The following is a 25200-nucleotide window of genomic DNA, read 5'->3' as shown; positions in this document are numbered from 1 at the left end:
CCTCCAGCGTGGCCCCGCGACGGGAATCGTGCACCTGTTCTCGCGAACCGGGCCTCAGAACCCCACGGAGTGCAGCGCGCCCAGGCCCACGTCGGCGTAGGAGTGCTTGCCGGAGACGAAGATGTTCACGCCGTAGTAGTTGAAGAGCCAGCAGCCGAAGGCGGCCAGGGCCAGGTAGGCGGCCTTGCGGCCCTTCCAGCCGGCCGTGGCGCGGGCGTGCAGGTAGCAGGCGTAGGCGACCCAGGTGATGAAGGACCAGGTCTCCTTGGGGTCCCAGCCCCAGTAGCGGCCCCACGCGTCGCCCGCCCAGATCGCGCCCGCGATGATCGTGAACGTCCACAGCGGGAAGACGGCCGCGTTGACGCGGTAGGAGAACTTGTCCAGCGAGGCCGCCGCGGGCAGCCGGTCCAGGAACGAGGACGCGAACCGGCCCGGCGTACCGCCGCCCGCCAGCTTGTTCTCGTAGGAGTCGCGGAACAGGTACAGCAGCGTGGCGACCGCGCCGACGTAGAATACCGCGCCGCACAGGATCGCCGTGGAGACGTGGATGTACAACCAGTACGAGTGAAGGGCGGGAACCAACTGGTCACTCTCGGTGTACAAGACAGTGACAGCGAGACCGAGATCCAGGAGGACCGTCGTGGTCAGGAACAGCCCGAGCCAGCGCACGTTCTTCTTCAGCGCCAGCAGCGTCAGGAACACACCCACGGCCACCGTGGAGAAGGTGATGTTGAACTCGTACATGTTGCCCCACGGCGCCCGCTGCACCGACAGGGCCCGGGTGAGCACACCACCGGCCGCGATCAGGAACGCGAGCACAGTCAGGGACACGGCGATACGCCCGTAGAGGTCGCCCTGCTCGTCCCCGCCGTGCGCGCCCGGCCCGTCCGGTACGTCACGGGTGTTCCCCGTCGCCCGCACGACGACCTTCGGGCGCTCCAGTACGGCGGTCCCGCCGCCCTTCTTCACCGTCACCGCGGGAGCCGCCGAGGTCTTCGCGGACGCGGTCAGCGCGGCGGCCGTGCGGCCGACCTTGCTGCGGCTGCCGAAGAGCCACTCGGTGATGTACGCGAAGAAGGCCAGGGTGTAGACGGCCATCGCGGAGTAGATCAGCGTATTGCTGAGGTTCGCGAGGTTCTCGTTGGTAGCGGCGGCGAGAGTCACTTCTCAGCCCCTTCGGCAGGTACAGCGGAGTCGGTTGCGGTGGTCTGCTCAGTGTCGTCCGGCGCGTCAACGGCCGGTTCATCGGGGTCCGGCGCACCCGGCGCCTGTTCGTACAGGGTCCCGGCGAGGTCGCCGAGCTCCTCGGGCACCTTGGCGGACTCGCTGCGGCCGAGCCCGGCCATCTCCACGACGGTCACCCCGTCGGCGCCCTTCACCGCCCGCACCCACACCCGGCGGCGCTGGATGAACAGGGAGGCGGCCAGACCGAAGATCGCGGCGAGCGCACCGGTGAGCGCCCAGCCGCTCGCGGGCTGCTCGGTGATCTGGAAGTTGGCCCACTCCTTGGTGCCCTCGTAGGTGACCGAGCCCGCGCCGCCCGGCAGCTTCATGGTCTGCCCGGGCCGCAGGTTCTGCCGCAGCTGCTTGCCCTTGGCGTCCTTGAAGCCCTTCATGTGCTTCTTGTCGAGCTGGTACACGCTCTGCGGGATGCCCGAGTCGACGCCCAGGTCGCCGTGGTACGCCTCAAGGTTGAGCACCGGGTTGAGCAGGGCGGGGAAGGCGGAGGAGACCTCGTTGCCGGCCTCGAAGGTGGGCAGGAAGGCGGCCTGGAAGGCGAGCTGCTCGCCGACGCCCTTGGCGTTGCGGTAACCGTCGAGCACCTTGATCACACCGGAGGAGGTGACATTGGAGTCGAGCGGCAACAGCGGCACGGCGTCGCTGAAGACGACCTTGCCCTTGCCGTCCCGGACGGTGATCACGGGGGCGTAGCCGTGGGCGGTGAGGTAGACCTTCGAGCTGCCGATCTCCAGCGGCTCGTTGACCTTGACGACGGTGGACTTCTCCTTGCCGTACGCGCCCTCGGCGTAGGTGAGGGACGCCTGGTAGGTGCGCGGGGTGCCCTTGTTGGGGCCGGAGGGCTCGTAGGTGCCCTTGAAGTCCTTCAGGTCGAAGGAGAAGGGGGTCAGGTCGTCGGTGCTGAAGAGGGTGCCGGACTTGAAGTCGTCGTACTGGACGAGGGTGTTGGCGAACCCGCCGCCCTCGACGATCAGCTTGTTGCCCTCCATCTTGAACAGCTGGCCCCAGGCGAAGGCCACCAGCATCACGATCAGCGCGATGTGGAAGACGAGGTTGCCGACCTCCCGCAGGTAGCCCTTCTCGGCGGCGACGGCGTCACCGGCGATGTGGGCGCGGAAGCGGTTCTTCTTCAGCAGCGCGAGCGCGGCCTCGCGGACCTGCTCGGGCTCCGCCTCCGTGCGCCAGGTGGTGTGGGCGGGCAGCCGGGTCAGCCGCTTGGGCGCGCCCGGCGGACGGCCGCGCAGCTGGCCGACGAACTGCCAGGTGCGGGGCACGATGCAGCCGATGAGGGAGACGAACAGCAGGATGTAGACCGCGGAGAACCACACCGAGCTGTAGACGTGGAAGAGGCCGAGCTTGTCGTAGACCGGCGCGAGCACCTCGTGCCGCTCGCGGAAGTCGGCGACCTTCGTCTCGTCGGAGCCGGTCTGCGGGATCAGCGAGCCGGGGATCGCGCCGAGCGCGAGCAGCAGCAGGAGCAGCAGCGCGACCCGCATGGAGGTCAGCTGCCGCCAGAACCAGCGGACCCAGCCGACGAACCCCAGCGCGGGGACGCTCGACAGCTCCTCGGTGGGAGCGGTGGAGAGCTGGGAGCCGGCGGCGCCGAGATCCTGCTCTTCGGCGCGGTCGGTTGTCGTCTCGCTCATTCCTCAGATCCCCACAGTGAAGCCGTTGGACCAGGACTGCATGTCCTGTACGAGGCTGTCCCAGGCACCGGTCAGCAGCAGCACGCCGGTCACGATCATCATCGTGCCGCCGACGCGCATCACCCAGACATAGTGGCGCTTGACCCACCCGAAGGCACCGAGCGCCTTGCGGAAGGCGACCGCGGCGAGCACGAAGGGCACGCCGAGGCCGAGACAGTAGGCGACGGTCAGTATGGCGCCGCGGCCCGCGCTCGACTGCTGCGCGGACAGCGTGAGCACGGAGGACAGGGTCGGGCCGATGCACGGCGTCCAGCCGATGCCGAACAGCGCGCCGAGCAGGGGAGCGCCGGCCAGTCCGGCGGCGGGCTTCTTGTGGAAGCGGAACTCCCGCTGGGTCATCCAGGGCATCAGCCCCATGTAGAAGACGCCCATGAGGATCATGAGCACGCCGAGGACGTTGCTCAGGACGCCCTTGTTGGCCTGGAGCGTGTCCCCGAAGTACCCGAACAGGGCGCCGCTGGAGACGAAGACGGCGGTGAAGCCGAGGACGAAGAGGGAGGCGCCGGCCACCATCCGGCCGCGGCGGGCCTCGGCGAGGTCGGTGCCGGTGACGCCGGTGACGTAGGAGAGGTAGCCGGGGACCAGCGGCAGGACGCACGGGGAGAAGAAGGAGACCAGGCCGCCGAGGAGCGCGATGGGCAGCGCGAGCAGCAGGGCGCCGCTCATCACTGTCTCGTTGGTGCCGGTGGCGGCCAGTGTCGTGAGGGTGCTCACGTCACTTCTCCGCGAGGACGGGGGCGATCATCTTGCGCAGGTTCTCCTCACCGAGCCCGGCCAGGGAGCGCGCGGCGAGCTTGCCGTCCCGGTCGATGACGAGCGTGGAGGGGATGGCCTGCGGGTTGAGGGTGCCCTTCTTGAAGCGCAGCATCAGCTTGCCGGTGGGGTCGTACAGGCTCGGGTAGGTGACGCCGCGGTCCTCCTCGAAGGCGCGGGCCTTCTGGACGGTGGCGTCGCGGGTGTTGATGCCGACGAACTCCACGCCGTCCTTCTTGAGATCCTGGTAGACCTTCTCGAAGATCGGCGCCTCGGCGCGGCAGGGCGCGCACCAGGAGCCCCAGATGTTCAGTACGACGACCTTGCCCTGGTAGGAGGCGAGGTCGAGCTGCTCACCGTCGACGGTCTCGCCGGACAGGTCGGGTGCCGCGTCCCGCTCGCCCTTCTTGACGGTCGCGATGCCGTCCTCGCCCATGACGAACCCGGTGCCTCCGGAGCCCCCGGACGTGCCGCCCGAGCTGCACGCGGACAGCAGCAGCGCGGCGACGACGGCACCGGCGAGGGTCAGGGGGGTACGGCTGGCGGCACTCATGTGAAAAGTTTCGCATGTCCGTTCCGGGGATCTTGCGCACCCCCCCTTGCAGGTGAAAACCCGCATATCAGATCACCTTTCGACGCCCTCTCACAGCTTCTTCCAGCCCCCGGCGGGCGCCTGCCCGACATCGAGGGTGCGCAGCTTGTCGAGCACCTCCGGCGGCTGTACGTCCAGCCAGTCCACGAACTGCCGGAAGGAGACCAGGCGTACGTCCTCGCCCTTCTCCTTCTCACGCGCGATGTGCTTGAGGGCCTTCTCGACGGCGTCCATGTAGATGCCGCCGTTCCACTGCTCGAAGTGGTTGCCGATGAAGAAGGGTGCCCGGTTTGACTCGTATGCCCGCTTGAAGCCGGATATGTAGGCGTTGGTGGCCTGTTCGCGCCAGCCGGGGTAGTTGTGGGCGGGGGCGTTCGTGGAGTTGATCGACTGGTTGGCCAGGATGTTGTAGTCCATCGACAGGACTTCGAAACTGTGGCCGGGGAAAGGTATCTGCTGGAGCGGCAGGTTCCAGAGGCCGTTCTTCTTGGTCGGCCAGACCTGACGGCCGCCGGGCGAGGAGGCGTCGTAGCGCCAGCCCAGCTCGCGGGCGGTGGGCAGCAGGTTGTCCTGGCCGAGCAGACAGGGGGTACGGCCGCCGACGAGTTCCTTGTCGTAGTCGAAGGGCAGCGAGGGCAGGTCGGTCCAGCCGGAGTTGGTGCGCCACTCCTTCACGAAGGACTTCGCCTGGTCGATCTCGCTGCGCCACTGCTGCGGGGTCCAGTTGGCGACGGAGCCCGAGCCCGCGCAGAAGTGGCCGTTGAAGTGGGTGCCGATCTCGTGCCCCTCCAGCCAGGCGCGGCGCACGTTCTTGAGGGTGTCCTTGATGTGGTCGTCGGTGAGGTAGCCGATGTCGGAGGCGCCGCGCTGGTTGTTCGGGGGTTCGTAGAGCCGCTTCTTGCTCTCGGGCAGCAGATAGAGCCCGGAGAGGAAGAAGGTCATGTGCGCGCCGTGCTCGGCGGCGAGGTCCAGGAAGCGCGGGAAGAGCCCGTTGCCGACCTCACCGGCGCCGTCCCAGGAGAAGACGACGAACTGGGGCGGCTTCTGGCCCGGCTCCAGCGGCTCCGGCTTGGCGGGCTGCTTGGGCTGCTTGCCGGTGTAGGAGGTGGAGCCGTCGCCGATGGGCTTCGCGGAGGGCTTCGACTCGGGCTTCGACCCGGGCTTGGAACCGGCGGGTTTGCGGTCGGCGGAACCTCCGGAGGGGTCCGGTCCGTCTGACGACTTGAGGGCGCCGCAGCCGGCGAGTCCGGCCGCGGCGGCCCCGGCGACGCCGAGTCCGAGTGCTCCCCTGCGGGTGAGAGTGCGCATGGCATCCCCGTTCGTACGTGCTCTGCTGGTCACCCATTCAGAGGACGCACGGAACGGGGCGGTTCCTGTGGATCACATGTGATTCACAACATCTGCCATGGAATCGGACCGGTGATGCGCTATGCCCTGAGGATTCGCATTACGCCCCGAATGCCTTGCTCTTGCCCTTCGCCGGTTTCGCACCGGCCCGCAGATGGACGGGCACGAGATCGATGGCGGGCTCGCTGTACCCGACCGAGACGATCCTGTCCCCCCGGTAGGTGAAGGACGTGAGGGACGCCAGCGTGCACTGGCGGCGGCGCGGGTCGTGCCACAGCCGGCGCTTCTCCACGAAGGACCGCACGATCCAGATCGGCAGCTGATGGCTGACCAGCACGGCCTCGTGCCCGCGCGCCCGGTCCTTGGCGGTGTCCAGCGCCCCCATCATCCGTACGACCTGCTCGAAGTACGGCTCGCCCCAGGACGGCTTGAACGGGTTGACCAGGTGCTTCCAGTTGGCGGGCTTCTTCAGCGCGCCGTCGCCGACGCCGAAGGTCTTGCCCTGGAAGACGTTGTCGGCCTCGATGAGCCGCTCGTCGGTGACGATGTCCAGCCCGTGCGCCTTGGCGATGGGCGTCGCCGTCTCCTGCGCCCGCTCCAGCGGGGAGGAGCCGACATGGACGATGTCGCGGGAGGCGAGGTGCTCGGCGACCCGGTCGGCCATCTGACGACCCAGCTCGGAGAGGTGGTAGCCGGGCAGCCGGCCGTAGAGGACGCCGTCGGGGTTGGCGACCTCGCCGTGCCGCATCAGGTGGACGACGGTGATGTCCTGGTCGCTGCTGACGTCGCTCATGCCGTGGCCTCCGCCGCCGCGCGGGCCGCCGCCGGAAGGGCGTCGGCAATCTGCTGCACCGCCCGCTCGTCGTGGGCCGTGGAGACGAACCAGGACTCGAAGGAGGACGGCGGCAGGTAGACGCCGTTCGCCAGCAGGGAGTGGAAGAACGCGGTGTAGCGGAACGAGTCCTGCTTGCGGGCGTCCTCGTAGTCACGGACCTCACGGTCGGTGAAGAACACCGAGAACATGTTGGACGCGGTCTGGATCCGGTGCGCGACGCCCTCCTTGGTGAGCGCCTCGCCGACCAGGCCCCGGATCTCCTCGGAGACGGCGTTGACCTTGTCGTAGGCCGCGTCGTCCAGGAGCCGCAGCTGGGCGAGACCGGCGGCGGTGGCGACCGGGTTACCGGAGAGGGTGCCGGCCTGGTACACGGGCCCGGCGGGGGCCAGGTGCGCCATGACGTCGGCGCGCCCGCCGAACGCCGCGGCCGGGAAGCCGCCGCCCATGACCTTGCCGAAGGTCATCAGGTCCGGGACCACCCCGTCCACCCCGAACCAACCGGCGCGGCTGGTGCGGAAGCCGGTCATGACCTCGTCGGAGATGTACAGGGCGCCGTTCTTCCGGCAGGCGTCCTTCAGCCCCTGGTTGAAGCCGGGGCGGGGCGGAACGACGCCCATGTTGCCCGGCGACGCCTCGGTGATCACACAGGCGATCTCGCCCGGGTGCCGGTGGAACGCCTCCTGCACGGCCTCCAGGTCGTTGTACGGCAGCACGATCGTGTCGCCGGCCTGGGCGCCCGTGACACCCGGGGTGTCGGGCAGCGCGAAGGTCGCGACCCCGGACCCGGCGGCGGCGAGCAGGGAGTCGACGTGGCCGTGGTAGCAACCGGCGAACTTGATCACCTTGGAGCGCTGGGTGAAGCCGCGGGCCAGCCGGATGGCGGACATGGTCGCCTCGGTGCCGCTGGAGACGAGCCGCACCTGCTCGACGGGCGCGACCCGCGCCACGATCTCCTCGGCGAGCGCGACCTCGCCCTCACCGGGCGTACCGAAGGAGGTACCGCGCGCGACGGCCTCCTGCACGGCGGCGATGACCTCCGGGTGCGCATGCCCGAGGATCATCGGCCCCCAGGAACACACCAGGTCCACGTACTCGCGCCCGTCGGCGTCGGTCAGCCGGGCACCCTTGCCGGACACCATGAACCGGGGCGTACCGCCCACGGCGCGGAAGGCGCGCACCGGGGAGTTCACACCACCCGGAGTGACTGCCGCAGCACGGTCGAACAGAGCCTGCGACTCAGGCGCATCGTATGAATAAGGCAGTGAGCTCATCTCCTGCGACTTCTCCGACCTTCTCCGAGTGCTCGGACTCCGGTTGCCAGTGACCTCCTCAGGGTAGGCCAGGGGGCGCGTACGACCGCCGGGCCGCTCCCCGCCTCCCCCTACTGACCCGAGATCCAGTCCCCGCCCCCGCGCGATCTGCGAAACTGGGGACTGGTGCAAGATCCTGCGGACAGGTGTTTCAACGCACGTTTCGGCGAGCGACCGTGGGGGAGGTCACTGACACGATGATCGGGTTGCGCGGCGGGGGCCACGCGTCCTAGAAAAGCAGTCGGGTGGAGATATGCATCGCGGTGGCGGACTGGGCGAGGGGACTGATGACCTGGGTCCTCGTCGTGCCCGGCGGGGAAGGCACCGACGCGAGGCGGAGGAAGCGACCGAAGCACGTCAGGCATCACAGGGCGGACAGAGCGGACAGACGGACCCCGAGCGGATCGACCGACGCGTCGACCGGCTCCGGGCGGCGAGCAGGAATGGTGGTCGGGTGGGGGTGACGTACAAGTACTTCGGCGCGCCGGACGGCGCGACCGCGGCCCGCGTCCCGATCTCGATGCGCCCCGAGGAACTCGGCGGCGACGAGCTCGGCATGAACGGCATGTTCACCAAGATCAAGCCGGAGACGATGGCCGCGATGGTACTGACCGGCATCGAGGGCGTCCCCCTGCACAAGGTCCCACCCCTGGAACTGGTCGTCCTGCACCCCGACTACGCCGTCGTCAAACTCCCCATGACCGTCGTCGACCCCCTGCGCGGCATAGGCGAGGAAGCGGTCGGCGCGGCAGCCTTCATCTGGTCCACGGTCCCGGACCGCGGCGGCCCGCGGGACGCGTTCAACGTGTACCAACTGCTGCACGAGTGGCAGGACTTCAGCCATCGGTTGCATGAGGCGGGGCATCAGCCGTACTGCCTTGTGTGGCCGTGAGTCATCCTCATACTGCGGGGCCCGACGCCTGAGTGCGCGTCGGGCCCCGCGGTCGTAGTCGGGTGGGTGTTGGTCAGGGGGTGTGGTCGAGGACGTCGCCGTTGACGCAGTGACTGGTCGTGTTACCCGTCCACGCTCCCCCGACCGGTACGACCGCCAGCTCCTGGAAGCAGACGGAGGCGGCGGAGAAGTTTCAGTTGTTGGCCGCGTTGACCCCGGATCCGAAGTTGGAATCGGGCTCGTCGGCGTGGGCGGGCGTGGCGAGTACGAGGCTCGTGAGGACCAGGGCGGCGGCGGAGATGATCTTCTTCACGGGCCGCCAACGACGTCGTACGACTCCGGTTACTGTCCTGCGGCCGGAAGCCTGACCAGGGCCTTCACGGTGCGGACCCGCGTACCACCGCCACCGGGCACTCCGCGTGATGCAGGGCCGCCTGGCTGACCGAGCCGAGGAGGAGGCCGGTGAAGCCGCCCCGGCCGCGGGCACCCACGACCAGGAGCTGGGCGGTGCGGCTGGCCTCGATCAGGGCCTCGCGGGTGGGGCCGTGGATCAGGCGCTGTTCGACCTGGACGTCCGGGTAGCGCTCGCGGTGGCCGGCGAGGGCCTCCGCCAGGAGGCGTTCCTCCGTTGCCTGCAACTCGCCCCGGGGGCTCGCGTACGGCTGGTTCGGGTCCGGCGGGGCGGGCAGGGGGGCGTTCCAGGTGGTCCAGGCGTGCAGGGCGAGCAGGCCGGTGCCGCGCTGGGCCGCCTCCGCGAAGGCGAAGTCGATCGCCGCCTCGCCCTTGGGGGAGCCGTCGACACCGACGACCACGGGACCGTTGGCGTCGCCCGTCTCCCGCACGACCAGCACCGGGCACCCGCCGTGCGACGCCAGATGCACCGCCGTCGAGCCCACCAGCAGGCCCACGAATCCGCCCATGCCCCGGGAGCCCACCACCACGAGTTCCGCCGCCCGGGACTGTGCCTCCAGGACCGTCAGCGGCTCGCCCGTCACCACCGTGTGGGAGACCTCCACCTCCGGCGCCGTCTTCCTGGCGCGGGCCACCGCCTCGGCCACCAGGTCCTCCACCATGTTCCGGACGCCGCCCTCGGGCGGACCCAGCGGTGACGGGCCCAGCGGCACATGCATCGCCGGCCACAAGAACGCGTGCACGACCCGCAGCCCCGCCCCGCGCCACCGCGCCTCCCGCGCGGCCGTCTCCACCGCCGCGAGACTCGACGCGGAACCGTCCACACCCACGACCACCAGACCGCTCATCATCTCTCCCGCGTCCAGACGCCTCGCTTCTCAACCCCAGGGTCGCCCGCCCCGCCGCCGCCTGCCATGGGACCAACAGCCGTCGTCGGGGCCATCCGGCCCTGTTTCCCGGCTCGCGCGTCGCGCCCCGGCACAGCCCTCCCCCCGCCGTACCGTTCCGCTATGTCCGAGTCCGACGCCGGGCGTCCGCCGGCTGCCGCCCCTCGCCCCGACACCCTCGTCGAGCGGGTCAAGGAACGGGTCTACGCGACGATCACCATGCTCGCCGTGCTGGTCGGGCTCGCGCAGAACACCCACACCCGGTACTCCACGGCCGCCGTCTTCGTCGCCTGTACGGCGCTCGGTCTGTGGCTGGCGACCGTCGTGGCCGACTTCCAGGCCCACCGGGTCGTCCATCAGCGCACGCCCACCCGCGCCGAGGTGCGGGAGCTGCTCTACGCCACCGGGCCGCTGCTCAGTTCCGCCGTCGGGCCGCTCGTGATGATCGCCCTGTCCGCCATCGGGCTGCTCGGGCTGTCCACCGCCCTGTGGATCTCCGTGGGCGTTGATGTCGCCTCGCTGGCCGGGTGGGGGTTCATCGGGGGGCGGCGGATGGGGAACGGGGTGCTGCCGTCCGTCGTCGCGGCGGTCGTGGACGCCGCCATCGGGTTGGGGGTGGTGATGGTGAAGGTCGTCGCCGGGCATTGAGGGCTGCCCCGAGCCCGTTGCCGGGTTCCGGCAACGGGAAAGGGCCCGCCCGCCGTCGTACGGCGAGCGGGCCCGTGCGGGCCACCGGCCGTCAGCCGGTGATCTCCACCTTCCCGTTCAGCGGCTCCGCCGGAGCGGGCGCGGGCGCCTCCGTGCGCTTGCCGGTCACGCCCTTCAGCAGCTCCGCCAGGTCCACGCCCGTCGTCGAGCCGAGCAGCTCCAGGCCCTGGGCCACGTTGTCGGCCACCGCGCGCGGGATCCGGCCCGCGCCGTCCGTCGAGATCACGGTCATCTTGTCGACCGCGCTCAGCGGCTCGGACGCCTTCGCCACGACCTGCGGCAGGACCTCGACGAGCATCTGCAGGACCGCCGCGTCGCCGTACTGCCCGAACGCGTCCGCCTTCAGCCGCATCGCCTCCGCCTCGGCGGCACCCTTCGCCCCGATGGCCGCCGCGTCGGCCTCGCCCTCCAGCCGTACGGCCTCGGCGATCGCCGCACGCCGGGCACGCTCGGCCTCACCCTGCCGCAGGCCCTCGATGGCCTCGGCCTCGGCCAGCGCGCTGCGCCGCTGCTTCTCGCCCTCACCGGTCAGCCGGGCCCGCTCGGCCTCGGCCTGGGCGTCGGCGATACCCGCCGCCTTCTCCGCCTCGGCCTCCTTGACGCGGGCCACGCGACGGGCCTCCGCCTCCTGCTCGGCGGCGTACCGGCGGGCGTCGGCGGGCTTGCGGACCTCGGTGTCGAGCTGGCGGTCGGTCAGCGCGGCCTGCCGCTCGGCGACCTTCTCCTGCTCGGCGAGGATCTCCTGCCGCCGTGCCGCCTCGGCCAGCGGGCCGGCCGCCGCGGCTCGCGCCGCCGCCTCGTCGGTCTCCGCCTTGATCTCGGCCTGCTTCAGCGCGAACGTCCGCTGCGCGACCGCGATCTCCTCCTCCGCCTTCAGCCGGGCCTGCTCGGCGGCCCGCCGGGCCACGGCCTCGGCGATGTCGGCCTCCTGCTTGGCGCGCGCGGCCTCCGGGCGGCCGAGGTCCTCCAGGTAGGAGCCCTCGGTGGTGATGTCCTGGATCTGGAAGGCGTCCAGCACCAGGCCCTGCCCGGACAGGCTGGCCTCCGCCTCCTCGGCTACCTGGCCGGCGAACGCGGCCCGGTCGCGGATGATGTCCTCCACCGACATCCGGCCCACGATGGCGCGCAGGGCGCCGGAGAGCACTTCCTGGGTGAAGCCGACGATGCCGTCCTGCTGCATCAGGAACCGCTGGGCGGCGGCCCGGATGGAGTCCTCGGTGCCGCCGACCTTGACGATCGCGACACCCTCCAGGTTGGCCTTCACCCCGCGCAGGGTGACCGCGCCGCGCACCGCCACCGGGATGTGCCGGGAGGACAGGTCGAGGGTGAACTTCTGCTGCACGAACGGCACGACGAACACACCGCCGCCGACCACGACCTTCTGGCCGCTGTTGTCGGTGAAGACCCGCCCGGTCTCCGGGTCGGTGGCCTTCTTGCCGCGCCGGCCGGTGACGATGAACGCCTCGCTCGGCCCGGCCACCTTGTAGCGGGTGATGACGACGAGGCCCAGCAGCACCAGGAGTACGACGACTCCCACCACCGCGAAAACGACAGGACTCATGGCACTGCCCCCGATTCATGTACTAGGGAAAGAAAGAAGAAAGAGAGAGAAGGTCAGCGGGTCACCGGGCGCACGACGACCGAGGTCGCCGACGGCACCGACTCGACCCACACCTCGGCGCCCCGGGCCACCGGGCCCGCACTGCGCGCGGCGAACTTCACCGGCTGGCCCGCGAGTCGGAGCAGCACCTCGCCGTATCCGTCGGCGGGGATCGCGGTGACCACGCTGCCGGGCGCCCCCACCAGATCGTCCCCGTTCGGGGTGCGAGCCGTCCGGTCGCGCATCAGGGCACGGCTGAAGCGGTACGTCAGCCAGGCCGTCCCCACTCCGCACACGGCACCCGCCGTGCCGGCGACCGCGGGCGGGGCGTGGGTCACGCCCATGACGATGGCCCCGGCGAAACCGGTCATCGCCGTGAACCCGGCGACCACCGGCAGCGACAGCCACCCGTCCAGCCCGCCCTCGAACGCGCCGTCCAGCACCCCGCCGAAGACCAGCGACAGGGCGAGGAGCGCGACCCCCGCTGTACCGAGTCCGAGAAACCAGACCATGCGCGCTCTCCCCCTCCCGCCTCTGCCGCCGACCTCCGACGGAAGGGAGCATGACACGTTCAGCGGAGTGCCTTCACTGCCGTTCTCCGGCAATCTTTATCCCGCGTTTAATGCCGAGCCGACACTGGAACCGGCGGCCCGGATTTCCCCTCGTCACCGCTTCCGCGGGTACACCCTGATCAGGGTCTGCTGGCCGTTGGCGACGAGTGTGCGGCGGTCGTCCCGGACGCCGTAGACCTCCAGTTGGCAGACCGTCAGGGTGCGGCCGGACTTGAGGACGGTGCCGATCGCCTCCAGGTGGTCGCCCACGGCCGGGGCGAGCAGGTTGATCTTGTACTCGACGGTGAGCACGTCGGAGTCCTCGGGGAAGAGGGTGTACGCGGCATATCCCCCGGCGCTGTCGGGTCCTCCACGCGCGCTCCTCCAGGAACTCCACGGACGTCACGGCACCACCACGGTCATCATGGCACCGGGCGTGCCGGGCCCTTGGGGGCACCGGCACCCCGGCGTACGGATCAAGCCGCCTGAAGCACCGGTTCCGCCGGCTCTCGCGACTCGTCCAGCAGGTGCAGCAGCTCCGCTCGCGCCCGCGCCACCCGCGAACGCACCGTCCCGACCGGGCAGTCGACCGCGCGGGCCGCCTCCGCGTAGGGCAGGCCGAGCAGTTGGGTCAGGACGAACGCCTGACGGCGCTCGGCGGGCAGCGAGGACAGCAGATCCAGCAGGACGACTCCGTCGTCGAAGCCGGGCACGCCCCGCGGCTGGGCGTTCTCCACGGCGAGCTGCCAGTCCGCCACGTCGGCGAGCCGGGGGCGTACGGCGGCGTGCCGGTAGCTGTCGACCACCGCGCGCCGGGCGATGGCCAGCAGCCAGGAGCGGGCCGAGGAGCGGCCCTCGAACCGGTGCAGACTGCCGAGCGCGCGCAGGAAGGTGTCCTGCGCGAGGTCGTCCACAGCCTGGGGATCGGCGCACAGGTAGGCGACGTAGCGCAGCACGTCCCGGTGCAGGGCGCGCACAAACTGCTCGACGGCGGCCGGGTCACCGGCCCCGGCGGCGAGCGCCGACGCGGTTATCGAGTCGTCGGGCGCGGGCGGTCCCATGGAAGGTACGGCTGAAGGCAGGGCTGAGGGTACGGCAGAAGCGATCACCTGGGTGTCCTTCGGATCGTCCGGAGCACGGACAGGCACGGGGGCCGGTCCGCGACCGGTGGGTGACGTGGGGATACGGCCGCGGGAAGCGGCCGTTGGCACCGGCTGTCGTCAGGCGACAGCGGGCCCCACCGGCGGACCCCGGGAGGTGATCGCATGGGCGAGGAGGAGACACGGCACGCGCTCGGCGTCGCCGCGGTCGGCGCGCGGGCGGGGCCGCTCGGGCGGTACGGGCAGGGCGAGCAGCAGCCGCAGCGGCGCGGCCAGCCATCCGGCGACCGCCCGCAGGATGCGGAACGCCGACTGTTCGCCGTATGCCAGCCACAGGCCGCACAGCAGGGCGGCGAGCAGGTGGGCGGCGAGCATGCCGGGCGAGGAGACCGCCGTGGCGTCGGCACCGGAACCGGCATCGGCACCGGCACTCATGTGGTGCCCCATATGGCTCATGTGCAGGGCGTGTTCACCCGCACCGTCGGCCGTCCCGGAGGACACCGACTGCGCCCAGGAGAACCCCGAGTGCAACCCGGACTGCGCGGCCACGACCACCGTCACGACCAGCGGCAGCCCCCGCTCACGCCCGCCCAGCAGCCAGCCGACGGCACCCGTCGCGGCCACGGCGGCCGCCAGTGCCCACGCGGGCACATGGCTGCCGGACATCAGGACGTGCCCCAGCGCGGCGAGCAGCACGCACACGGCCGCGAACACCGCGGCCCTGAACGCGCGAGTGCACCGCCCTGCTGTCATGGCGCCTCATCCTCGCATCCGGACGTGGTTCGTCAGCCGTGGGTACGGCCGCGCCCTGCGATCGGTTCACCGCTCACCGCGTCCCCACACTCCGCAGGATCACCGGCACCAACGTCCGCGCAGCGTCCGCGACTTCGGTCACCGAGACATGCTCCCGCGCACTGTGCGCGACGTGGATGTCACCGGGCCCGTACTGCAGGGTGGGGATTCCCTCGGCCGCGTACAGCCGCAGATCGCTGCCGTACGTGGCCCCGTGGACGCCCGGCTCGGCGCCGCCGACCGCGTCGGTCCTCGCGCCGCGCACCAGGTCCGCCAGCGGGTGCCCCTCGGGCAGCGACCCGCTCGCGAACTGCCCGCCCGGCCAGGTGACCTCGGCGGGGTGTTCCCGCAGCCACGGGTCCGCCGCGCACGCCTCGGCCACGCACCGCTCGAACTCGGCGCGCGCGTCGGCCGGTTCCTCCCCCAGTCGCACCCCGAGCCGTCCCTCGGCCACCAGCAGATCGGGCACGCTGCTCGCCCAGTCCCCGGCGCGCAGGGTGCCGACGGAGAGCCCGTACGGGATCGGGTGCTCGGCCATCAGCGGTGCCGGGTCGCGGTTGCGCTCGGTCTCCAGGCGGGCCAGCGCCCGGTGCAGCGGCAGATAGGCGTCGATGGCGCTGACGCCCTGTTCGCGCGAGCTGCCGTGGGCGGACCTGCCGGGTACGGCGATCCGGAAGGTCAGGGCGCCCGCGTTGGCGGTGATGACCCGGCCCGCGGTCGGTTCGGCGATGACGCAGGCGTCCCCGCGGTGACCGCGGCGCAGGGTGCCGAAGGCGCCGATGCCGCCGTCCTCCTCGCCGACCACGAAGTGCACGGCGACCTGTCCGCGCAGCCGCAGCCCGGCCGCCCGGATCGCGGCGAGGGCGGCGAGGTGGGCGGTCAGTCCGGCCTTCATGTCGCAGGCACCGCGCCCGTGCACGAGGTCTCCGGTGACGCGGGGGACGAACGGGTCGCCGTCCCAGGTGGCGAGGTCGCCGGGCGGTACGACGTCGACGTGGCCCTGGAGGATCAGGGTCGGCCCGTCGTCGCCGCCGGTGGTGCCGACCAGGCCCCAGGCCTCGTCGCGGGGGGCCTCGGAGCCGGGGAAGCCGGGGTCGGCCCGCAGGGCGTCGAGGTCCATGGACCACAGGTCCACGTCCAGGCCGAGCAGTTCCAGGCGCCGGGCGAGGTGGTGCTGGAGCTCGGACTCGGCGGGGGTGCCGGTGACGCTGGGGATCGCTATGAGTTCCCGCAGCGTGCGGGCTACGGCGGCCTCGTCGACCTCGGCCAGCGCGCGGGCTTCTTCACGGCTCAGCATGGCCGGATGCTAGAGCCCGGACCCCGGCGCCGAACAGTGGCTCATCCGCCCTTCACCGTGAACCCGATGACCGCCCCTCCCCCGGGCCGCCGCGAGGCGAACGTCGCGCCGCCGTGCGCCAGGGCAACCTCGCGCACGACCGACAGGCCGAGCCCCGAGCCGGGCAGGGAGCGGGCGTCCGCCGCCCGGTAGAACCGGTCGAAGACATGCCGGAGGTCGTCGTCGGTGATGCCGGGCCCGCGGTCCAGTACCTCCACCCGTACCGTGCCGTGCACGGCGGGCCCGGCGACGTTGATCTCGATGGGGGCGTTGCCCTCGCGGTCGAACTTGGCCGCGTTCTCCACCAGGTTGGACAGCGCCCGCTGGAGCATCCCGGGCCGCCCGTCGGTGGTGGTGTCCCCGCTGGCCCGGACGAGGATCCGCCGCCCGGTGCGCCGCTGGGCGAGGCCCGCCACGTCCTCGGCGATGTCGGCGAGGTCGACGCGCTGCGGCGGCTCGGAGTCGTACTGGCCCGCCGCCAGGTCGACCAGTTCGTTGACCAGGTCGGTCAGTTCGCGGGCCTCCTGGGCGAGGTCGGCGACCAGTTCCTCCCGGGTGTCGGGCGGGAACTCGTCGATCCGGCGCAGCAGCGAGATGTTGGTGCGCAGCGAGGTCAGCGGGGTGCGCAGTTCGTGTCCCGCGTCCTGCACGAGCCGCCGCTGGTCCTCCTCGGACTGGGCGAGGCGGCCGAGCATGCGGTCGAAGGCGCGGCCGAGGCGGCCCACCTCGTCGTAGCCGGTGACCGGTACCTGGATGCCCAGGCGCCGGGTGCGGGCGACCTTCTCCGCCGCGGAGGTGAGCACGATCAGGCGCCGGGTGATCCGGCGGGCCAGCCACCAGCCGAACAGTCCGGCCCCGATCACGACCGCGGAGGTGAGGATCAGGGTGCGTTGCTGCAGTGCCCGCAGCAGGTCCTCGGTGTTGCTGAACTCCTGCGCGATCTGCACCGCTCCGCGTCCGCCGCCGAGCGAGACGGTGGCGACCCGGTAGACGTCGTCGCCGACGTTCACGTCGACGTGCACGACCGTGCGCCCGGAGGTCCGCCGGGCGGCGATCTCCCGGTCGGCGTCGGTGACGGGCAGTCCGGGGTCGCCGGGGTCGTAGATGGAGCCGTCGGGGCCGAGGACCTGCACGTCGGTGCGGGCAGGGCGGACCAGGTCGTGGCCGGGGGCGGTGGAGGAGAAGTCCAGCGGTTCCATCGTCCGGGTGCTGACCTCCTCGCGCACGGCCCGGACGACCTCGTCGAACGCCGACTGCTGGTCCACGCGGACCAGGCGGGCGGCGGCGCTGTAGGACAGCAGGCCGACGAGGACGGTGACGGCGGCGGTGATGGCGGCGAAGGAGACCGCGAAGGTGGTGCGCAGCGAGACCAGCCGTGGCCGTGGGCGCCGCAGCAGCCGCCCGAGGCGGCCCACTCAGTCCGCCCGCAGCACGTAACCCACCCCTCGCACCGTGTGGATCAGCGGCGGGGCGCCGGGCTGGTCGAGCTTGCGGCGCAGGTAGCCGACGTAGACGGCGAGGTTCTTGGAGCCGGGGCCGAAGTCGTAGCCCCAGATCTTGTCGTAGATGGTGGCGTGGTCGAGGACGATGCCGGCGTTGCGCACGAGCAGTTCCAGCAGCTCGAACTCGGTGCGGGTCAGTTCCAGCTCGCGCTCGCCGCGCCAGGCCCGGCGGGCCTGCGGGTCCATGCGCAGCCCGGCCGCCTCCAGCATCCGCTCGTCGGCCTGCTCGGGCTCCTGCTTGGGCACGTCGGCGGCGGCGCCGGTCTCGGTCTGGCCGGTGCGGCGGAGCAGGGCACGCAGCCGGGCGAAGACCTCCTCGACGTCGAAGGGTTTGACGACGTAGTCGTCGGCGCCCGCGTCCAGGCCGGCGATCCGGTCCTGGGTCTCCACGAGCGCGGTCAGCATCAGGATGGGGGTGCGGTCGCCCTCGGCGCGCAGCACCCGGCAGACCTGGAGGCCGTCGATGCCGGGCATCATCACGTCCAGGACGAGCACGTCCGGCGTCGCGGTGTGGGCCTGCGCCAGCGCCTCCACGCCGTCGGCGACCGCGGTGACCCGGTAGCCCTCCAGGGTCAGGGCACGCTCCAGGGCGTGCCGGATGGCGCGGTCGTCTTCGGCGAGGAGCACGGTGTGAGGCACGCCTTTCAGTGTGCCAAGGCCGGGGGCCGGGCGGCCCGGCGAGTACGCCCGCGGGCCCCCTTCTTACGCGCCTCTCACCGGGCCCTCTCCTGGGCGCCTCTCACCGGGCCCTTTCCTGGGCGCCTCTCACCGCGCCTCGGAGATCGCCCGTGCCTCTGACCGCGCCTCGGAGATCGCCCGTGCCTCTCACCGCGCCTCGGAGACCGCCCGTGCCTCTCACCGGGCCTCGGAGATCGCGGCGAGCTGTTCGGCGAACGGGACGACGGTGAAGTCGTCCTTGGCGGGGCGGGCCGGGCCCAGTCCCTCCGCCAGCGCGGCCAGTTCCCCGGCCGCCCGCTCGATCCTGCCGTCCAGGCCCTCCGCGCCCCAGTCCTCCGAGGCCGCGTAGACGCCGGTCGGGACGACGACGGCCTTGAGGTACGCGAACAGGGGGCGCAGGGCGTGCTCCAGGACCAGCGAGTGCCGGGCGGTGCCGCCGGTCGCGGCGATCAGCACGGGCTTGCCCGCGAGCGCGTCCGGCTCCAGCACGTCGAAGAACGACTTGAACAGTCCGCTGTACGACGCCGAGAACACCGGCGTGACCACGATCAGCCCGTCCGCCTCGGTGACCGCGCGCTGGGCCGCGGCCAGCTTCGTACCCGCGAAGCCGTTGGTGAAGTTGTGCGCGATCTCCACGGCGAGGTCGCGCAGCTCCACGACCTCGATGTCGGCCCCGGTGCGGGCGGCCGCGGCGGCGGCCAGCCGGTCGCCGAGCAGCCGGGTGGAGGACGGGACGCTCAGTCCCGCCGAGACGACGACGAGCTTCATACGGTGGTCACCTCCTGGGCGTTCTTGAGAGAGGCGTGGGTGGGGGCGTCCGGCACATCGGCCGGGCGGTTCTTGGCGAACTCCTCGCGCAGCACCGGTACGACCTCCTCGCCGAGCAGGTCGAGCTGCTCCAGCACGGTCTTCAGCGGCAGTCCGGCGTGGTCCATCAGGAACAGCTGGCGCTGGTAGTCACCGGCGTACTCGCGGAAGGACAGGGTCTTCTCGATCACCTGCTGCGGCGAGCCGACGGTCAGCGGGGTCTGCGCGGTGAAGTCCTCCAGGGAGGGACCGTGGCCGTAGACCGGGGCGTTGTCGAAGTACGGGCGGAACTCGTTCACCGCGTCCTGGGAGTTCTTCCGCATGAACACCTGCCCGCCGAGCCCGACGATCGCCTGCTCGGGGGTGCCGTGCCCGTAGTGGGCGTAGCGGGTCCGGTACAGCTCGACCATGCGCTTGGTGTGGTCGGCCGGCCAGAAGATGTTGTTGTGGAAGAAGCCGTCGCCGTAGTACGCGGCCTGCTCGGCGATCTCCGGGGAGCGGATGGAGCCGTGCCAGACGAACGGCGGTACGCCGTCCAGCGGGCGGGGTGTGGAGGTGAAGCCCTGCAGCGGGGTGCGGAACTTGCCCTCCCAGTTCACCACGTCCTCGCGCCACAGCCGGTGGAGCAGGTTGTAGTTCTCCAGGGCCAGGTTGATGCCCTCGCGGATGTCCTTGCCGAACCAGGGGTAGACCGGGCCGGTGTTGCCGCGGCCCATCATCAGGTCGACCCGGCCGTCGGCCAGGTGCTGGAGCATCGCGAAGTCCTCGGCGATCTTCACCGGGTCGTTGGTGGTGATCAGCGTGGTGGACGTGGACAGGATCAGCCGCTCGGTGCGGGCCGCCACGTAGCCGAGCATGGTGGTCGGCGAGGACGGCACGAACGGCGGGTTGTGGTGCTCGCCGGTCGCGAAGACGTCCAGGCCGACCTCCTCGGCCTTGAGCGCGATGGCGACCATGGCCTTGATCCGCTCCGCTTCGGTCGGCGTCCGGCCGTTGGTCGGGTCCGGCGTGACATCGCCGACGCTGAAGATCCCGAACTGCATGGTCGCTCACCCTCCAGGTTGTTGACCGTTCAACTATACCCTCGAACGGTCACCCCTGGCGTGGTATTCCCTCTCCTCTCAGGGCGTCCAGTGCGGGTCGCGTCCGGTGCGGGCGAGCAGCCGCTCGAAGGGCTCGGCGTCCTCCGCCACCGCTACGGGTTCCCCGAAGACGCCCATCTTCCGGGCGGTCGGCTCCAGCGTCGCGACCGCGCCTTCCAGCTCCGCCACCACGGCCCCGTCCGCACCCGGGTACTCCTGGCCGGTGGCCCGGGCCAGGTCCCACACGTGCACGGTCAGATCGAGCAGCGCCATCGAGCCCACCAGCCGGGCCGGCATGTCCATCGCCCCGGTGGTGCCCTCCTCGGCGCCGGGCGCGGACCAGAGCGACACCAGCCGCTGCGCCTCGTCCGCGAACCGCTCCCGCCACGCGGGGTCGGCGCCGACCAGGTCGGGGGTCTCGGCGCCGAAGTCGGAGTTCTCCTTCACGGCCAGCCGCTGGAACTGCACCACCACCTGGAAGAGGTGGTTGACCAGCGCCTTGACGTCGTACTCGGAGCAAGGAGTCGGGCCGCCGAGCGCGGAACCGGGGACGGCCCGCAGCACCGGCACCGCCCGCTCCCGCGCGAGATCCAGCAGCTCACCGATGCCGTACGTCTTCACGGGGTGCACAGAGTTCGTGTCCATGCCCCGACCGTAGGAGCGGGCAGGGCCGCGCTTCTTGAAGAAACGCGACATACGATCCCGGCATGGACGCCCGTCAGGACGACACCCGCGGCATCGTGGACCCGTCGGGCCTGCTCTCCCGCGTCCGCTTCCGCCGCCACCTCCCCGCCGAGCCGCTGCGCCCCTACGTCGAGTGGTACTGGCTGATCGACTGGGACCTCCCCGAGCCCTACGTCGCCCACACCGTCCCGCACCCCTCGGTCAACCTGACCTTCCAGTGGGACGAGGACGCGGGCCCGCCCTACGCCGAGCTGACGGGCGTGGCGCTGGGCCTGTACGCCCGCAGGCTGACGGGCCGCGGCCGGGTGTGCGGGGTGAAGTTCCGGCCCGGCGCCTTCCGCCCGTTCGCCCCGGAGGCCCCGGTCTCCCACTGGACCGGCCGCGCGCTCCCCGCCGGGGAGGTGCTGGGACAGGCGACCCCGGAAGAGGCGAGGCGGATCGTCACGGCGGAGGGCGACGAGGCCCGCGTGCGGGCCCTGGACGCCTTCCTGCTGTCGGTCCCGCACACCGCGGACCCCCAGGAGGACCTGGCTGCCGACCTGGTCGCCCGGATCCGCACGGACCGCTCGGTGAACCGGGTCGCGGACTTCGCCCGCTCACAGGGCCTGTCGGTCCGCTCCCTGCAACGCCTGTTCTCCGCGTACGTCGGGGTCAGCCCCAAGTGGACGATCCTGCGCTACCGCCTCCACGACGCCCTCGACCGGGCGGACTCCGCGGACACTGACTGGTCGGGCCTGGCAGCCACCCTGGGCTACGCGGACCAGTCCCACCTGGTGCGCGCGTTCACGGGGACACTCGGGGTGTCCCCCACGGCGTACGCGCGGGCGGTACGGGGGGACTGAGGGGGTCCGACGGCTTCCCTGTCCAGCCGGCCCCCTGTCCAGCTGGTCCCCGGTCCAGCCGGCCCCCTGTCCAGCTGGTCCCCGGTCCAGCCGGTCCCCTGTCCAGCTGGTCCCCCGGTCCGGCCGGTCCCCTGTCCAGCCGGCCCCCTGTCCAGCCGGCCCCCGCCTGTCCGGCCGGCCCCGCCTCACGGCACCAGCACCAGCCGCCCCCGGACACCGCCCTCCGCCAGGCGGGCGTGCGCCTTCACCGCGTCGACCAGGGCGTAGGTCTCCGCGACCCGGAGGGTCAGGACGCCCTTCTCGGCCAGGTCGACCAGCTCGGCGAGCTGACGGCCGTCGGCGCGAACCTCGACCGCGGCGACCCGCACCCCGCGCTCGGACGCCGGTTCGCCGCCCGGGTGGACACCCAGGTAGGCGCCGCCGTCGCGGACCCGGGCCAGGGCCGGCTCACCGAGGGCCGCCGCGTCCAGTACGGCGTCGAAGCCGCCCTCGTCGGCGTCCGCGATCCGGGCCGCGCCCAGCGACCGTACGAGCTCCTCGCTGCCCGGCCGGGCCAGGGCCGTCGCCTCGATGCCCCGGTGCGCGGCGAGCTGGAGGGCGTACCCGCCGACCGCGCCCGCGGCACCGGTGACCAGCAGCTTCTGCCCCGGCTCCACCCCCAGCCCGGCCAGGGCCTGCGCGGCAGTCAGGGCGTTCAGGGGAAGAGTGGCCGCCAGGACGGCGTCCACACCCGCCGGGGCCTTGGCCACCGCGTCGGCGTCCACTACCACGTACTCGGCGTGGGTGCCCAGCGACTTGCCCATGCCGTAGTGCAGGGCCACCACCTCGTCACCGACGCTCCAGTCCGCCTCCGCACCGACGGCGTCCACCACGCCCGCGACGTCCCAGCCCAGGCCGATCTGGGTGCCCGCGCCCCCGAAGACGCCTTCCCGCAGTCCGGCGTCGACCGGGTTCAGCGCGGCCGCCGCCACCTTGATCCGGACCTGGCGCGCACCCGGCTCGGGCACCTCGACCTCCACGACCTCCACGGCCTCGGGTCCGCCGAACGTCGTCACCACTGCTGCACGCATGTCGAAACAGCTCCTCAAGCCCTTGCGAAAGCCTCGGTATCTCCTCGGCCTCCGCAACCCTAGGAAGAGCTACTATCGATTCGTAAGGAGTTACCCAAAGGTGCGTACATACCCCAGAGGTGAGCCATGGCGACGATGACGGCGGCACAGCGACGCGAGCAGGCCCGCCGCGAGTACGACGCGTTCATCAAGGGCTGCCCCACCAACCAGCTCCTGGACCGGCTCAGCGACAAGTGGGTCAGCCTCGTCGTCTCCGCGCTCGCCTCCGGCCCCATGCGCTACAGCGACCTCGGCCGCAAGATCGCCGGGGTGAGCCCCAAGATGCTCACCCAGACGCTGCGCGCCCTGGAACGCGACGGCATCCTCACCCGTCAGGTCACCCCGTCCGTACCGGTCCGCGTCGACTACGAACTGACCCCCCTCGGCCACAGCCTGGCCCTGCTGCTGATGGCCGTGAAGGACTGGGCCGAGACCCACATCGAACAGGTCCACGAGGCCCGCGAGCGGTACGACGCGGCGAACGAGGAGCAGGCGGCCTAACCACGGGGGGCGCGCCCGGGGGCGCTAGAAGTAGTACGCGTCCCCCGTCTCCAGGATCAGCACCCGCTGCCGGTCATTGGCCGGGTTCCGGTCCACGGCCCCGCCGCTCCACACCGTGTCCATCTCCAGCTCCACCTCGGAGGACGCGTCCCGCAGCCGTACCCGCAGCGCGATCCGCTCCCCGAACTCGTCCGCGCCCAGCGCCCCCACCCGGCACAGCACCGCCCGCGTCCCGGCCCGCGCACACCCGTCGGGCAGCTCCTGCCGGTCCGCCAGCGGCTCCGACCAGCGCAGCCGCACCGTCGCGTCGGGCACCGCCGAGGGCCCGTGGTTGCGGGGCGTGAACCGCAGATCGACCTCACCGCCGACCAGCGACGCGGACCCGTGGTACGCCAGATCCGCCTCCGGCCCTCGCACGGCACCGGCCGCCCCCGACGCCCCTCCCACCAGCAACGCCGCCGCCATCACTCCGGCCCCGCACACCCGCGCACCGCGCATACGTCCACTCCCGTCCATCCGGTCGTTTTGTCGTACGGATGTATGCCACGTGGGGCATACGGCAGGCGCCGTCCAACAGGTGACAGACCCCGGTCCGCCCGAGGCCCCTTATGCCAAGCTGCGCCCATGTCCGTACTGCGCTCCGCCGTCCTGTTCGTCGTCGCCGCCCTCTTCGAGATCGGCGGCGCCTGGCTGGTCTGGCAGGGCGTACGCGAGCACCGCGGCTGGCTGTGGATCGGCGGCGGCGTGCTGGCCCTCGGTGCCTACGGCTTCGTCGCCACCCTCCAGCCGGACGCCGAGTTCGGCCGCATCCTCGCCGCGTACGGCGGGGTCTTCGTGGCCGGCTCGCTCGCCTGGGGCATGGTCGCGGACGGCTACCGGCCCGACCGCTGGGACGTGGTCGGCGCACTGATCTGCCTCGCGGGGATGGCCGTGATCATGTACGCCCCGCGCGGCGAGGGCTGACGGCCCTCAGTCCTCCGGCAGCAGACCGAGCTGCCCCAGGAACTCCATCTGATCGAAGTAGAGCCGGTAACTGACGATCCTCCCGTCCCGGACGGTGGCGAAGTCCACACCCCGCAGCTTGACGGGCTTCCCGGTCGCGGGCAGCGACTGCCCGTCCGGCAGCGCGATGGGGCCGCTGTTGATCCCGCTGAAGAACCCCTCATCGATCGCGGTGTCCCCGGCCTCGTACTCGTTCAGGGGCTCGAAGACCGCGTTCGGCACCGCGTCCGTCATCTGCCGGAAGTACTCGACGATGTGGTCCCGCCCGGTCACTTCCCCCTCATCGGGCGTCACCGCCACGGCGTCCTCCGCGAACAGCTCCGCCAGCGCCTTCAGATCCGGCTCCCCGGTGACCGCCGCGGTCAGCCGGTCCATCACCTCACGAGCCTGTCCCATGACAACCTCCGCCCTGCGAGGACCACCCACCCCAATTCTCCCACCAGAGCCCCCACCGGGGGCCGCCAGAGGCCTCGCCGGAACCTCGCAGGGGGCCGCCCAGGCCTCGCGGAAGACCCCCCGAGGCCTCGCGGGAGCCGACCAGAGCCTCACATGGGACCGCCCAAGGCCCCGCAGGAGCCGCGCAGAACCCTCGCAGGAGACCGCCCAAGAACGCCGCAGGGGCCGACCAGAGCCTCACAGAAGGCCCCCAAGGCTTCGCAGGAGCCGCTCAGAAGGCTCGCAGAAAACCGCCCAAGGCCCCGCGGGAGCCGACCAGAGCCTCACGAAGCTGCCCAGACCCGCCCACCCGCCCTCGCAGGGGCGCCGTCAGGGGGGCCTCGCGGGTGGTCCTAAGGCTCGCAGGGGGCCGTTCGAAGGGCTCGCAGGGGCCCCTCGGGAGCCCACCCACCGAAACCCCCCGACCCGCCCCCGGCCCGCCCGCCTATCCTGGCCGGGCATGCATTCGGGCCCCGCCCGAGCCGTCCGCCCTCCCGAG

At 71.7% G+C, this 25200-nt stretch carries 26 protein-coding genes and 1 pseudogene; 5 read left to right on the top strand and 22 right to left on the bottom strand.

The genetic code is table 11. From position 1 onward, the window contains the following. Nucleotides 1-54: 54 nt before the first annotated feature. From ccsB to hemL, 7 genes are all read right to left on the bottom strand, one after another. Nucleotides 55-1164 carry a c-type cytochrome biogenesis protein CcsB gene (gene ccsB / locus GA0115233_RS02395; protein WP_093718351.1) on the bottom strand — a complete coding sequence of 370 codons (1110 nt, stop codon included), beginning with the start codon at nucleotides 1162-1164 and terminating at the stop codon, nucleotides 55-57. Continuing rightward, entirely contained in the window at nucleotides 1161-2885 is a 1725-nt protein-coding gene (locus tag GA0115233_RS02390) for a cytochrome c biogenesis protein ResB (RefSeq protein WP_093718350.1), read from the bottom strand. Before GA0115233_RS02390 ends, ccsB begins: the two co-directional genes overlap by 4 nt. Before the next feature lie 3 nt (nucleotides 2886-2888). After that, nucleotides 2889-3659: a cytochrome c biogenesis CcdA family protein gene (locus GA0115233_RS02385; protein WP_176711613.1), complete on the bottom strand. Its 771-nt coding sequence runs from the start codon at nucleotides 3657-3659 to the stop codon at nucleotides 2889-2891. A gap of 1 nt (nucleotide 3660) precedes the next feature. Further along, the gene (locus GA0115233_RS02380) at nucleotides 3661-4251 is read right to left on the bottom strand and encodes a TlpA family protein disulfide reductase (protein WP_093718349.1); all 591 of its coding nucleotides are present in this window, start codon (nucleotides 4249-4251) and stop codon (nucleotides 3661-3663) included. A gap of 90 nt (nucleotides 4252-4341) precedes the next feature. Next, entirely contained in the window at nucleotides 4342-5598 is a 1257-nt protein-coding gene (locus GA0115233_RS02375; protein WP_093718348.1) for a polysaccharide deacetylase family protein, read from the bottom strand. Nucleotides 5599-5737: 139 nt separating this feature from the next. Next, nucleotides 5738-6430 (bottom strand): histidine phosphatase family protein, encoded by a 693-nt coding sequence (locus tag GA0115233_RS02370; RefSeq protein WP_093718347.1) that lies wholly within the window; start codon nucleotides 6428-6430, stop codon nucleotides 5738-5740. Further along, complete coding sequence (hemL, locus tag GA0115233_RS02365; RefSeq protein WP_093718346.1) at nucleotides 6427-7743, bottom strand: glutamate-1-semialdehyde 2,1-aminomutase; 1317 nt, start codon at nucleotides 7741-7743, stop codon at nucleotides 6427-6429. The genes GA0115233_RS02370 and hemL overlap by 4 nt, the downstream gene beginning before the upstream one ends. Before the next feature lie 292 nt (nucleotides 7744-8035). Here hemL and GA0115233_RS02355 point away from each other — a divergent pair, with 292 nt between their 5' ends. Beyond that, nucleotides 8036-8674, top strand: a complete 639-nt coding sequence (locus GA0115233_RS02355; protein ID WP_176711612.1) for a hypothetical protein — start codon at nucleotides 8036-8038, stop codon at nucleotides 8672-8674. A gap of 377 nt (nucleotides 8675-9051) precedes the next feature. Here the strand turns inward: GA0115233_RS02355 and GA0115233_RS02350 are convergent, their stop codons facing one another. Next, nucleotides 9052-9933 carry a universal stress protein gene (locus GA0115233_RS02350; protein ID WP_093718462.1) on the bottom strand — a complete coding sequence of 294 codons (882 nt, stop codon included), beginning with the start codon at nucleotides 9931-9933 and terminating at the stop codon, nucleotides 9052-9054. Nucleotides 9934-10095: 162 nt separating this feature from the next. Between GA0115233_RS02350 and GA0115233_RS02345 the strand changes: the two genes are divergently transcribed. After that, the gene (locus GA0115233_RS02345) at nucleotides 10096-10620 is read left to right on the top strand and encodes a hypothetical protein (RefSeq protein ID WP_093718344.1); all 525 of its coding nucleotides are present in this window, start codon (nucleotides 10096-10098) and stop codon (nucleotides 10618-10620) included. A gap of 91 nt (nucleotides 10621-10711) precedes the next feature. Here the strand turns inward: GA0115233_RS02345 and GA0115233_RS02340 are convergent, their stop codons facing one another. The 11 genes and pseudogenes from GA0115233_RS02340 to GA0115233_RS02290 all read right to left on the bottom strand — a co-directional run bounded on the left by GA0115233_RS02340 (nucleotide 10712) and on the right by GA0115233_RS02290 (nucleotide 20773). Then, nucleotides 10712-12241 carry an SPFH domain-containing protein gene (locus GA0115233_RS02340; RefSeq protein WP_093718343.1) on the bottom strand — a complete coding sequence of 510 codons (1530 nt, stop codon included), beginning with the start codon at nucleotides 12239-12241 and terminating at the stop codon, nucleotides 10712-10714. 53 nt (nucleotides 12242-12294) lie between these two features. Then, nucleotides 12295-12792: an NfeD family protein gene (locus tag GA0115233_RS02335; protein WP_093718342.1), complete on the bottom strand. Its 498-nt coding sequence runs from the start codon at nucleotides 12790-12792 to the stop codon at nucleotides 12295-12297. Between the two features lie 153 nt (nucleotides 12793-12945). Continuing rightward, nucleotides 12946-13194: pseudogene (locus GA0115233_RS02330) on the bottom strand (PaaI family thioesterase); the annotation flags it as partial. A 113-nt stretch (nucleotides 13195-13307) separates the two neighbouring features. Further along, a complete protein-coding gene (locus GA0115233_RS02325) occupies nucleotides 13308-13892 on the bottom strand; it encodes a sigma-70 family RNA polymerase sigma factor (RefSeq protein WP_093718341.1) in 585 nt (194 codons plus the stop codon). A 159-nt stretch (nucleotides 13893-14051) separates the two neighbouring features. Then, a complete protein-coding gene (locus GA0115233_RS02320; RefSeq protein ID WP_093718340.1) occupies nucleotides 14052-14684 on the bottom strand; it encodes a hypothetical protein in 633 nt (210 codons plus the stop codon). 73 nt (nucleotides 14685-14757) lie between these two features. Beyond that, nucleotides 14758-16020: an ArgE/DapE family deacylase gene (locus tag GA0115233_RS02315; protein ID WP_093718339.1), complete on the bottom strand. Its 1263-nt coding sequence runs from the start codon at nucleotides 16018-16020 to the stop codon at nucleotides 14758-14760. A gap of 41 nt (nucleotides 16021-16061) precedes the next feature. Next, nucleotides 16062-17474 carry a HAMP domain-containing sensor histidine kinase gene (locus GA0115233_RS02310; RefSeq protein WP_093718338.1) on the bottom strand — a complete coding sequence of 471 codons (1413 nt, stop codon included), beginning with the start codon at nucleotides 17472-17474 and terminating at the stop codon, nucleotides 16062-16064. Next, nucleotides 17475-18200 carry a response regulator transcription factor gene (locus tag GA0115233_RS02305; protein ID WP_093718337.1) on the bottom strand — a complete coding sequence of 242 codons (726 nt, stop codon included), beginning with the start codon at nucleotides 18198-18200 and terminating at the stop codon, nucleotides 17475-17477. Nucleotides 18201-18416: 216 nt separating this feature from the next. Then, nucleotides 18417-19007, bottom strand: a complete 591-nt coding sequence (locus GA0115233_RS02300) for a CE1759 family FMN reductase (RefSeq protein ID WP_093718336.1) — start codon at nucleotides 19005-19007, stop codon at nucleotides 18417-18419. Next, entirely contained in the window at nucleotides 19004-20089 is a 1086-nt protein-coding gene (locus tag GA0115233_RS02295; RefSeq protein ID WP_093718335.1) for an LLM class flavin-dependent oxidoreductase, read from the bottom strand. The genes GA0115233_RS02300 and GA0115233_RS02295 overlap by 4 nt, the downstream gene beginning before the upstream one ends. A gap of 78 nt (nucleotides 20090-20167) precedes the next feature. Further along, nucleotides 20168-20773: a TIGR03086 family metal-binding protein gene (locus GA0115233_RS02290; protein ID WP_250754125.1), complete on the bottom strand. Its 606-nt coding sequence runs from the start codon at nucleotides 20771-20773 to the stop codon at nucleotides 20168-20170. A gap of 62 nt (nucleotides 20774-20835) precedes the next feature. Here GA0115233_RS02290 and GA0115233_RS02285 point away from each other — a divergent pair, with 62 nt between their 5' ends. Beyond that, complete coding sequence (locus GA0115233_RS02285) at nucleotides 20836-21654, top strand: helix-turn-helix domain-containing protein (RefSeq protein WP_093718334.1); 819 nt, start codon at nucleotides 20836-20838, stop codon at nucleotides 21652-21654. 185 nt (nucleotides 21655-21839) lie between these two features. On the opposite strand, the gene GA0115233_RS02280 is transcribed toward GA0115233_RS02285, so the two are convergent. Then, entirely contained in the window at nucleotides 21840-22724 is an 885-nt protein-coding gene (locus tag GA0115233_RS02280; RefSeq protein ID WP_093718333.1) for an NADP-dependent oxidoreductase, read from the bottom strand. A gap of 126 nt (nucleotides 22725-22850) precedes the next feature. Here GA0115233_RS02280 and GA0115233_RS02275 point away from each other — a divergent pair, with 126 nt between their 5' ends. After that, complete coding sequence (locus GA0115233_RS02275; protein WP_093718332.1) at nucleotides 22851-23264, top strand: winged helix-turn-helix transcriptional regulator; 414 nt, start codon at nucleotides 22851-22853, stop codon at nucleotides 23262-23264. 24 nt (nucleotides 23265-23288) lie between these two features. Here the strand turns inward: GA0115233_RS02275 and GA0115233_RS02270 are convergent, their stop codons facing one another. Next, nucleotides 23289-23762 carry a hypothetical protein gene (locus GA0115233_RS02270; RefSeq protein WP_093718331.1) on the bottom strand — a complete coding sequence of 158 codons (474 nt, stop codon included), beginning with the start codon at nucleotides 23760-23762 and terminating at the stop codon, nucleotides 23289-23291. A 126-nt stretch (nucleotides 23763-23888) separates the two neighbouring features. On the opposite strand from GA0115233_RS02270, the gene GA0115233_RS02265 reads away from it, so the two are divergent. Then, complete coding sequence (locus GA0115233_RS02265; protein WP_093718330.1) at nucleotides 23889-24227, top strand: YnfA family protein; 339 nt, start codon at nucleotides 23889-23891, stop codon at nucleotides 24225-24227. A gap of 6 nt (nucleotides 24228-24233) precedes the next feature. Here the strand turns inward: GA0115233_RS02265 and GA0115233_RS02260 are convergent, their stop codons facing one another. After that, nucleotides 24234-24662: an ester cyclase gene (locus GA0115233_RS02260; protein WP_093718329.1), complete on the bottom strand. Its 429-nt coding sequence runs from the start codon at nucleotides 24660-24662 to the stop codon at nucleotides 24234-24236. Nucleotides 24663-25200 lie beyond the last annotated feature (538 nt).

This window comes from Streptomyces sp. DI166 (assembly GCF_900091315.1).
Classification (GTDB): domain Bacteria; phylum Actinomycetota; class Actinomycetes; order Streptomycetales; family Streptomycetaceae; genus Streptomyces; species Streptomyces fuscus.
This window is presented reverse-complemented; position numbering and strand designations above follow the sequence as displayed.

Excerpts from the sequence above, each read along its gene's own strand:
- GA0115233_RS02325 (WP_093718341.1), bottom strand. The coding sequence starts at position 13,892 with ATGGGACCGCCCGCGCCCGACGACTCGATAACCGCGTCGGCGCTCGCC.
- GA0115233_RS02295 (WP_093718335.1), bottom strand. The coding sequence starts at position 20,089 with ATGCAGTTCGGGATCTTCAGCGTCGGCGATGTCACGCCGGACCCGACC.
- GA0115233_RS02275 (WP_093718332.1), top strand. The coding sequence starts at position 22,851 with ATGGCGACGATGACGGCGGCACAGCGACGCGAGCAGGCCCGCCGCGAG.
- GA0115233_RS02320 (WP_093718340.1), bottom strand. The coding sequence starts at position 14,684 with ATGACAGCAGGGCGGTGCACTCGCGCGTTCAGGGCCGCGGTGTTCGCG.
- GA0115233_RS02380 (WP_093718349.1), bottom strand. The coding sequence starts at position 4,251 with ATGAGTGCCGCCAGCCGTACCCCCCTGACCCTCGCCGGTGCCGTCGTC.
- hemL (WP_093718346.1), bottom strand. The coding sequence starts at position 7,743 with ATGAGCTCACTGCCTTATTCATACGATGCGCCTGAGTCGCAGGCTCTG.
- GA0115233_RS02315 (WP_093718339.1), bottom strand. The coding sequence starts at position 16,020 with ATGCTGAGCCGTGAAGAAGCCCGCGCGCTGGCCGAGGTCGACGAGGCC.
- GA0115233_RS02390 (WP_093718350.1), bottom strand. The coding sequence starts at position 2,885 with ATGAGCGAGACGACAACCGACCGCGCCGAAGAGCAGGATCTCGGCGCC.
- GA0115233_RS02370 (WP_093718347.1), bottom strand. The coding sequence starts at position 6,430 with ATGAGCGACGTCAGCAGCGACCAGGACATCACCGTCGTCCACCTGATG.
- GA0115233_RS02270 (WP_093718331.1), bottom strand. The coding sequence starts at position 23,762 with ATGCGCGGTGCGCGGGTGTGCGGGGCCGGAGTGATGGCGGCGGCGTTG.
- GA0115233_RS02340 (WP_093718343.1), bottom strand. The coding sequence starts at position 12,241 with ATGAGTCCTGTCGTTTTCGCGGTGGTGGGAGTCGTCGTACTCCTGGTG.
- GA0115233_RS02290 (WP_250754125.1), bottom strand. The coding sequence starts at position 20,773 with ATGGACACGAACTCTGTGCACCCCGTGAAGACGTACGGCATCGGTGAG.
- GA0115233_RS02300 (WP_093718336.1), bottom strand. The coding sequence starts at position 19,007 with ATGAAGCTCGTCGTCGTCTCGGCGGGACTGAGCGTCCCGTCCTCCACC.
- GA0115233_RS02265 (WP_093718330.1), top strand. The coding sequence starts at position 23,889 with ATGTCCGTACTGCGCTCCGCCGTCCTGTTCGTCGTCGCCGCCCTCTTC.
- GA0115233_RS02335 (WP_093718342.1), bottom strand. The coding sequence starts at position 12,792 with ATGGTCTGGTTTCTCGGACTCGGTACAGCGGGGGTCGCGCTCCTCGCC.
- GA0115233_RS02285 (WP_093718334.1), top strand. The coding sequence starts at position 20,836 with ATGGACGCCCGTCAGGACGACACCCGCGGCATCGTGGACCCGTCGGGC.
- GA0115233_RS02345 (WP_093718344.1), top strand. The coding sequence starts at position 10,096 with ATGTCCGAGTCCGACGCCGGGCGTCCGCCGGCTGCCGCCCCTCGCCCC.
- GA0115233_RS02280 (WP_093718333.1), bottom strand. The coding sequence starts at position 22,724 with ATGCGTGCAGCAGTGGTGACGACGTTCGGCGGACCCGAGGCCGTGGAG.
- GA0115233_RS02355 (WP_176711612.1), top strand. The coding sequence starts at position 8,036 with ATGCATCGCGGTGGCGGACTGGGCGAGGGGACTGATGACCTGGGTCCT.
- GA0115233_RS02375 (WP_093718348.1), bottom strand. The coding sequence starts at position 5,598 with ATGCGCACTCTCACCCGCAGGGGAGCACTCGGACTCGGCGTCGCCGGG.
- GA0115233_RS02350 (WP_093718462.1), bottom strand. The coding sequence starts at position 9,933 with ATGAGCGGTCTGGTGGTCGTGGGTGTGGACGGTTCCGCGTCGAGTCTC.
- GA0115233_RS02260 (WP_093718329.1), bottom strand. The coding sequence starts at position 24,662 with ATGGGACAGGCTCGTGAGGTGATGGACCGGCTGACCGCGGCGGTCACC.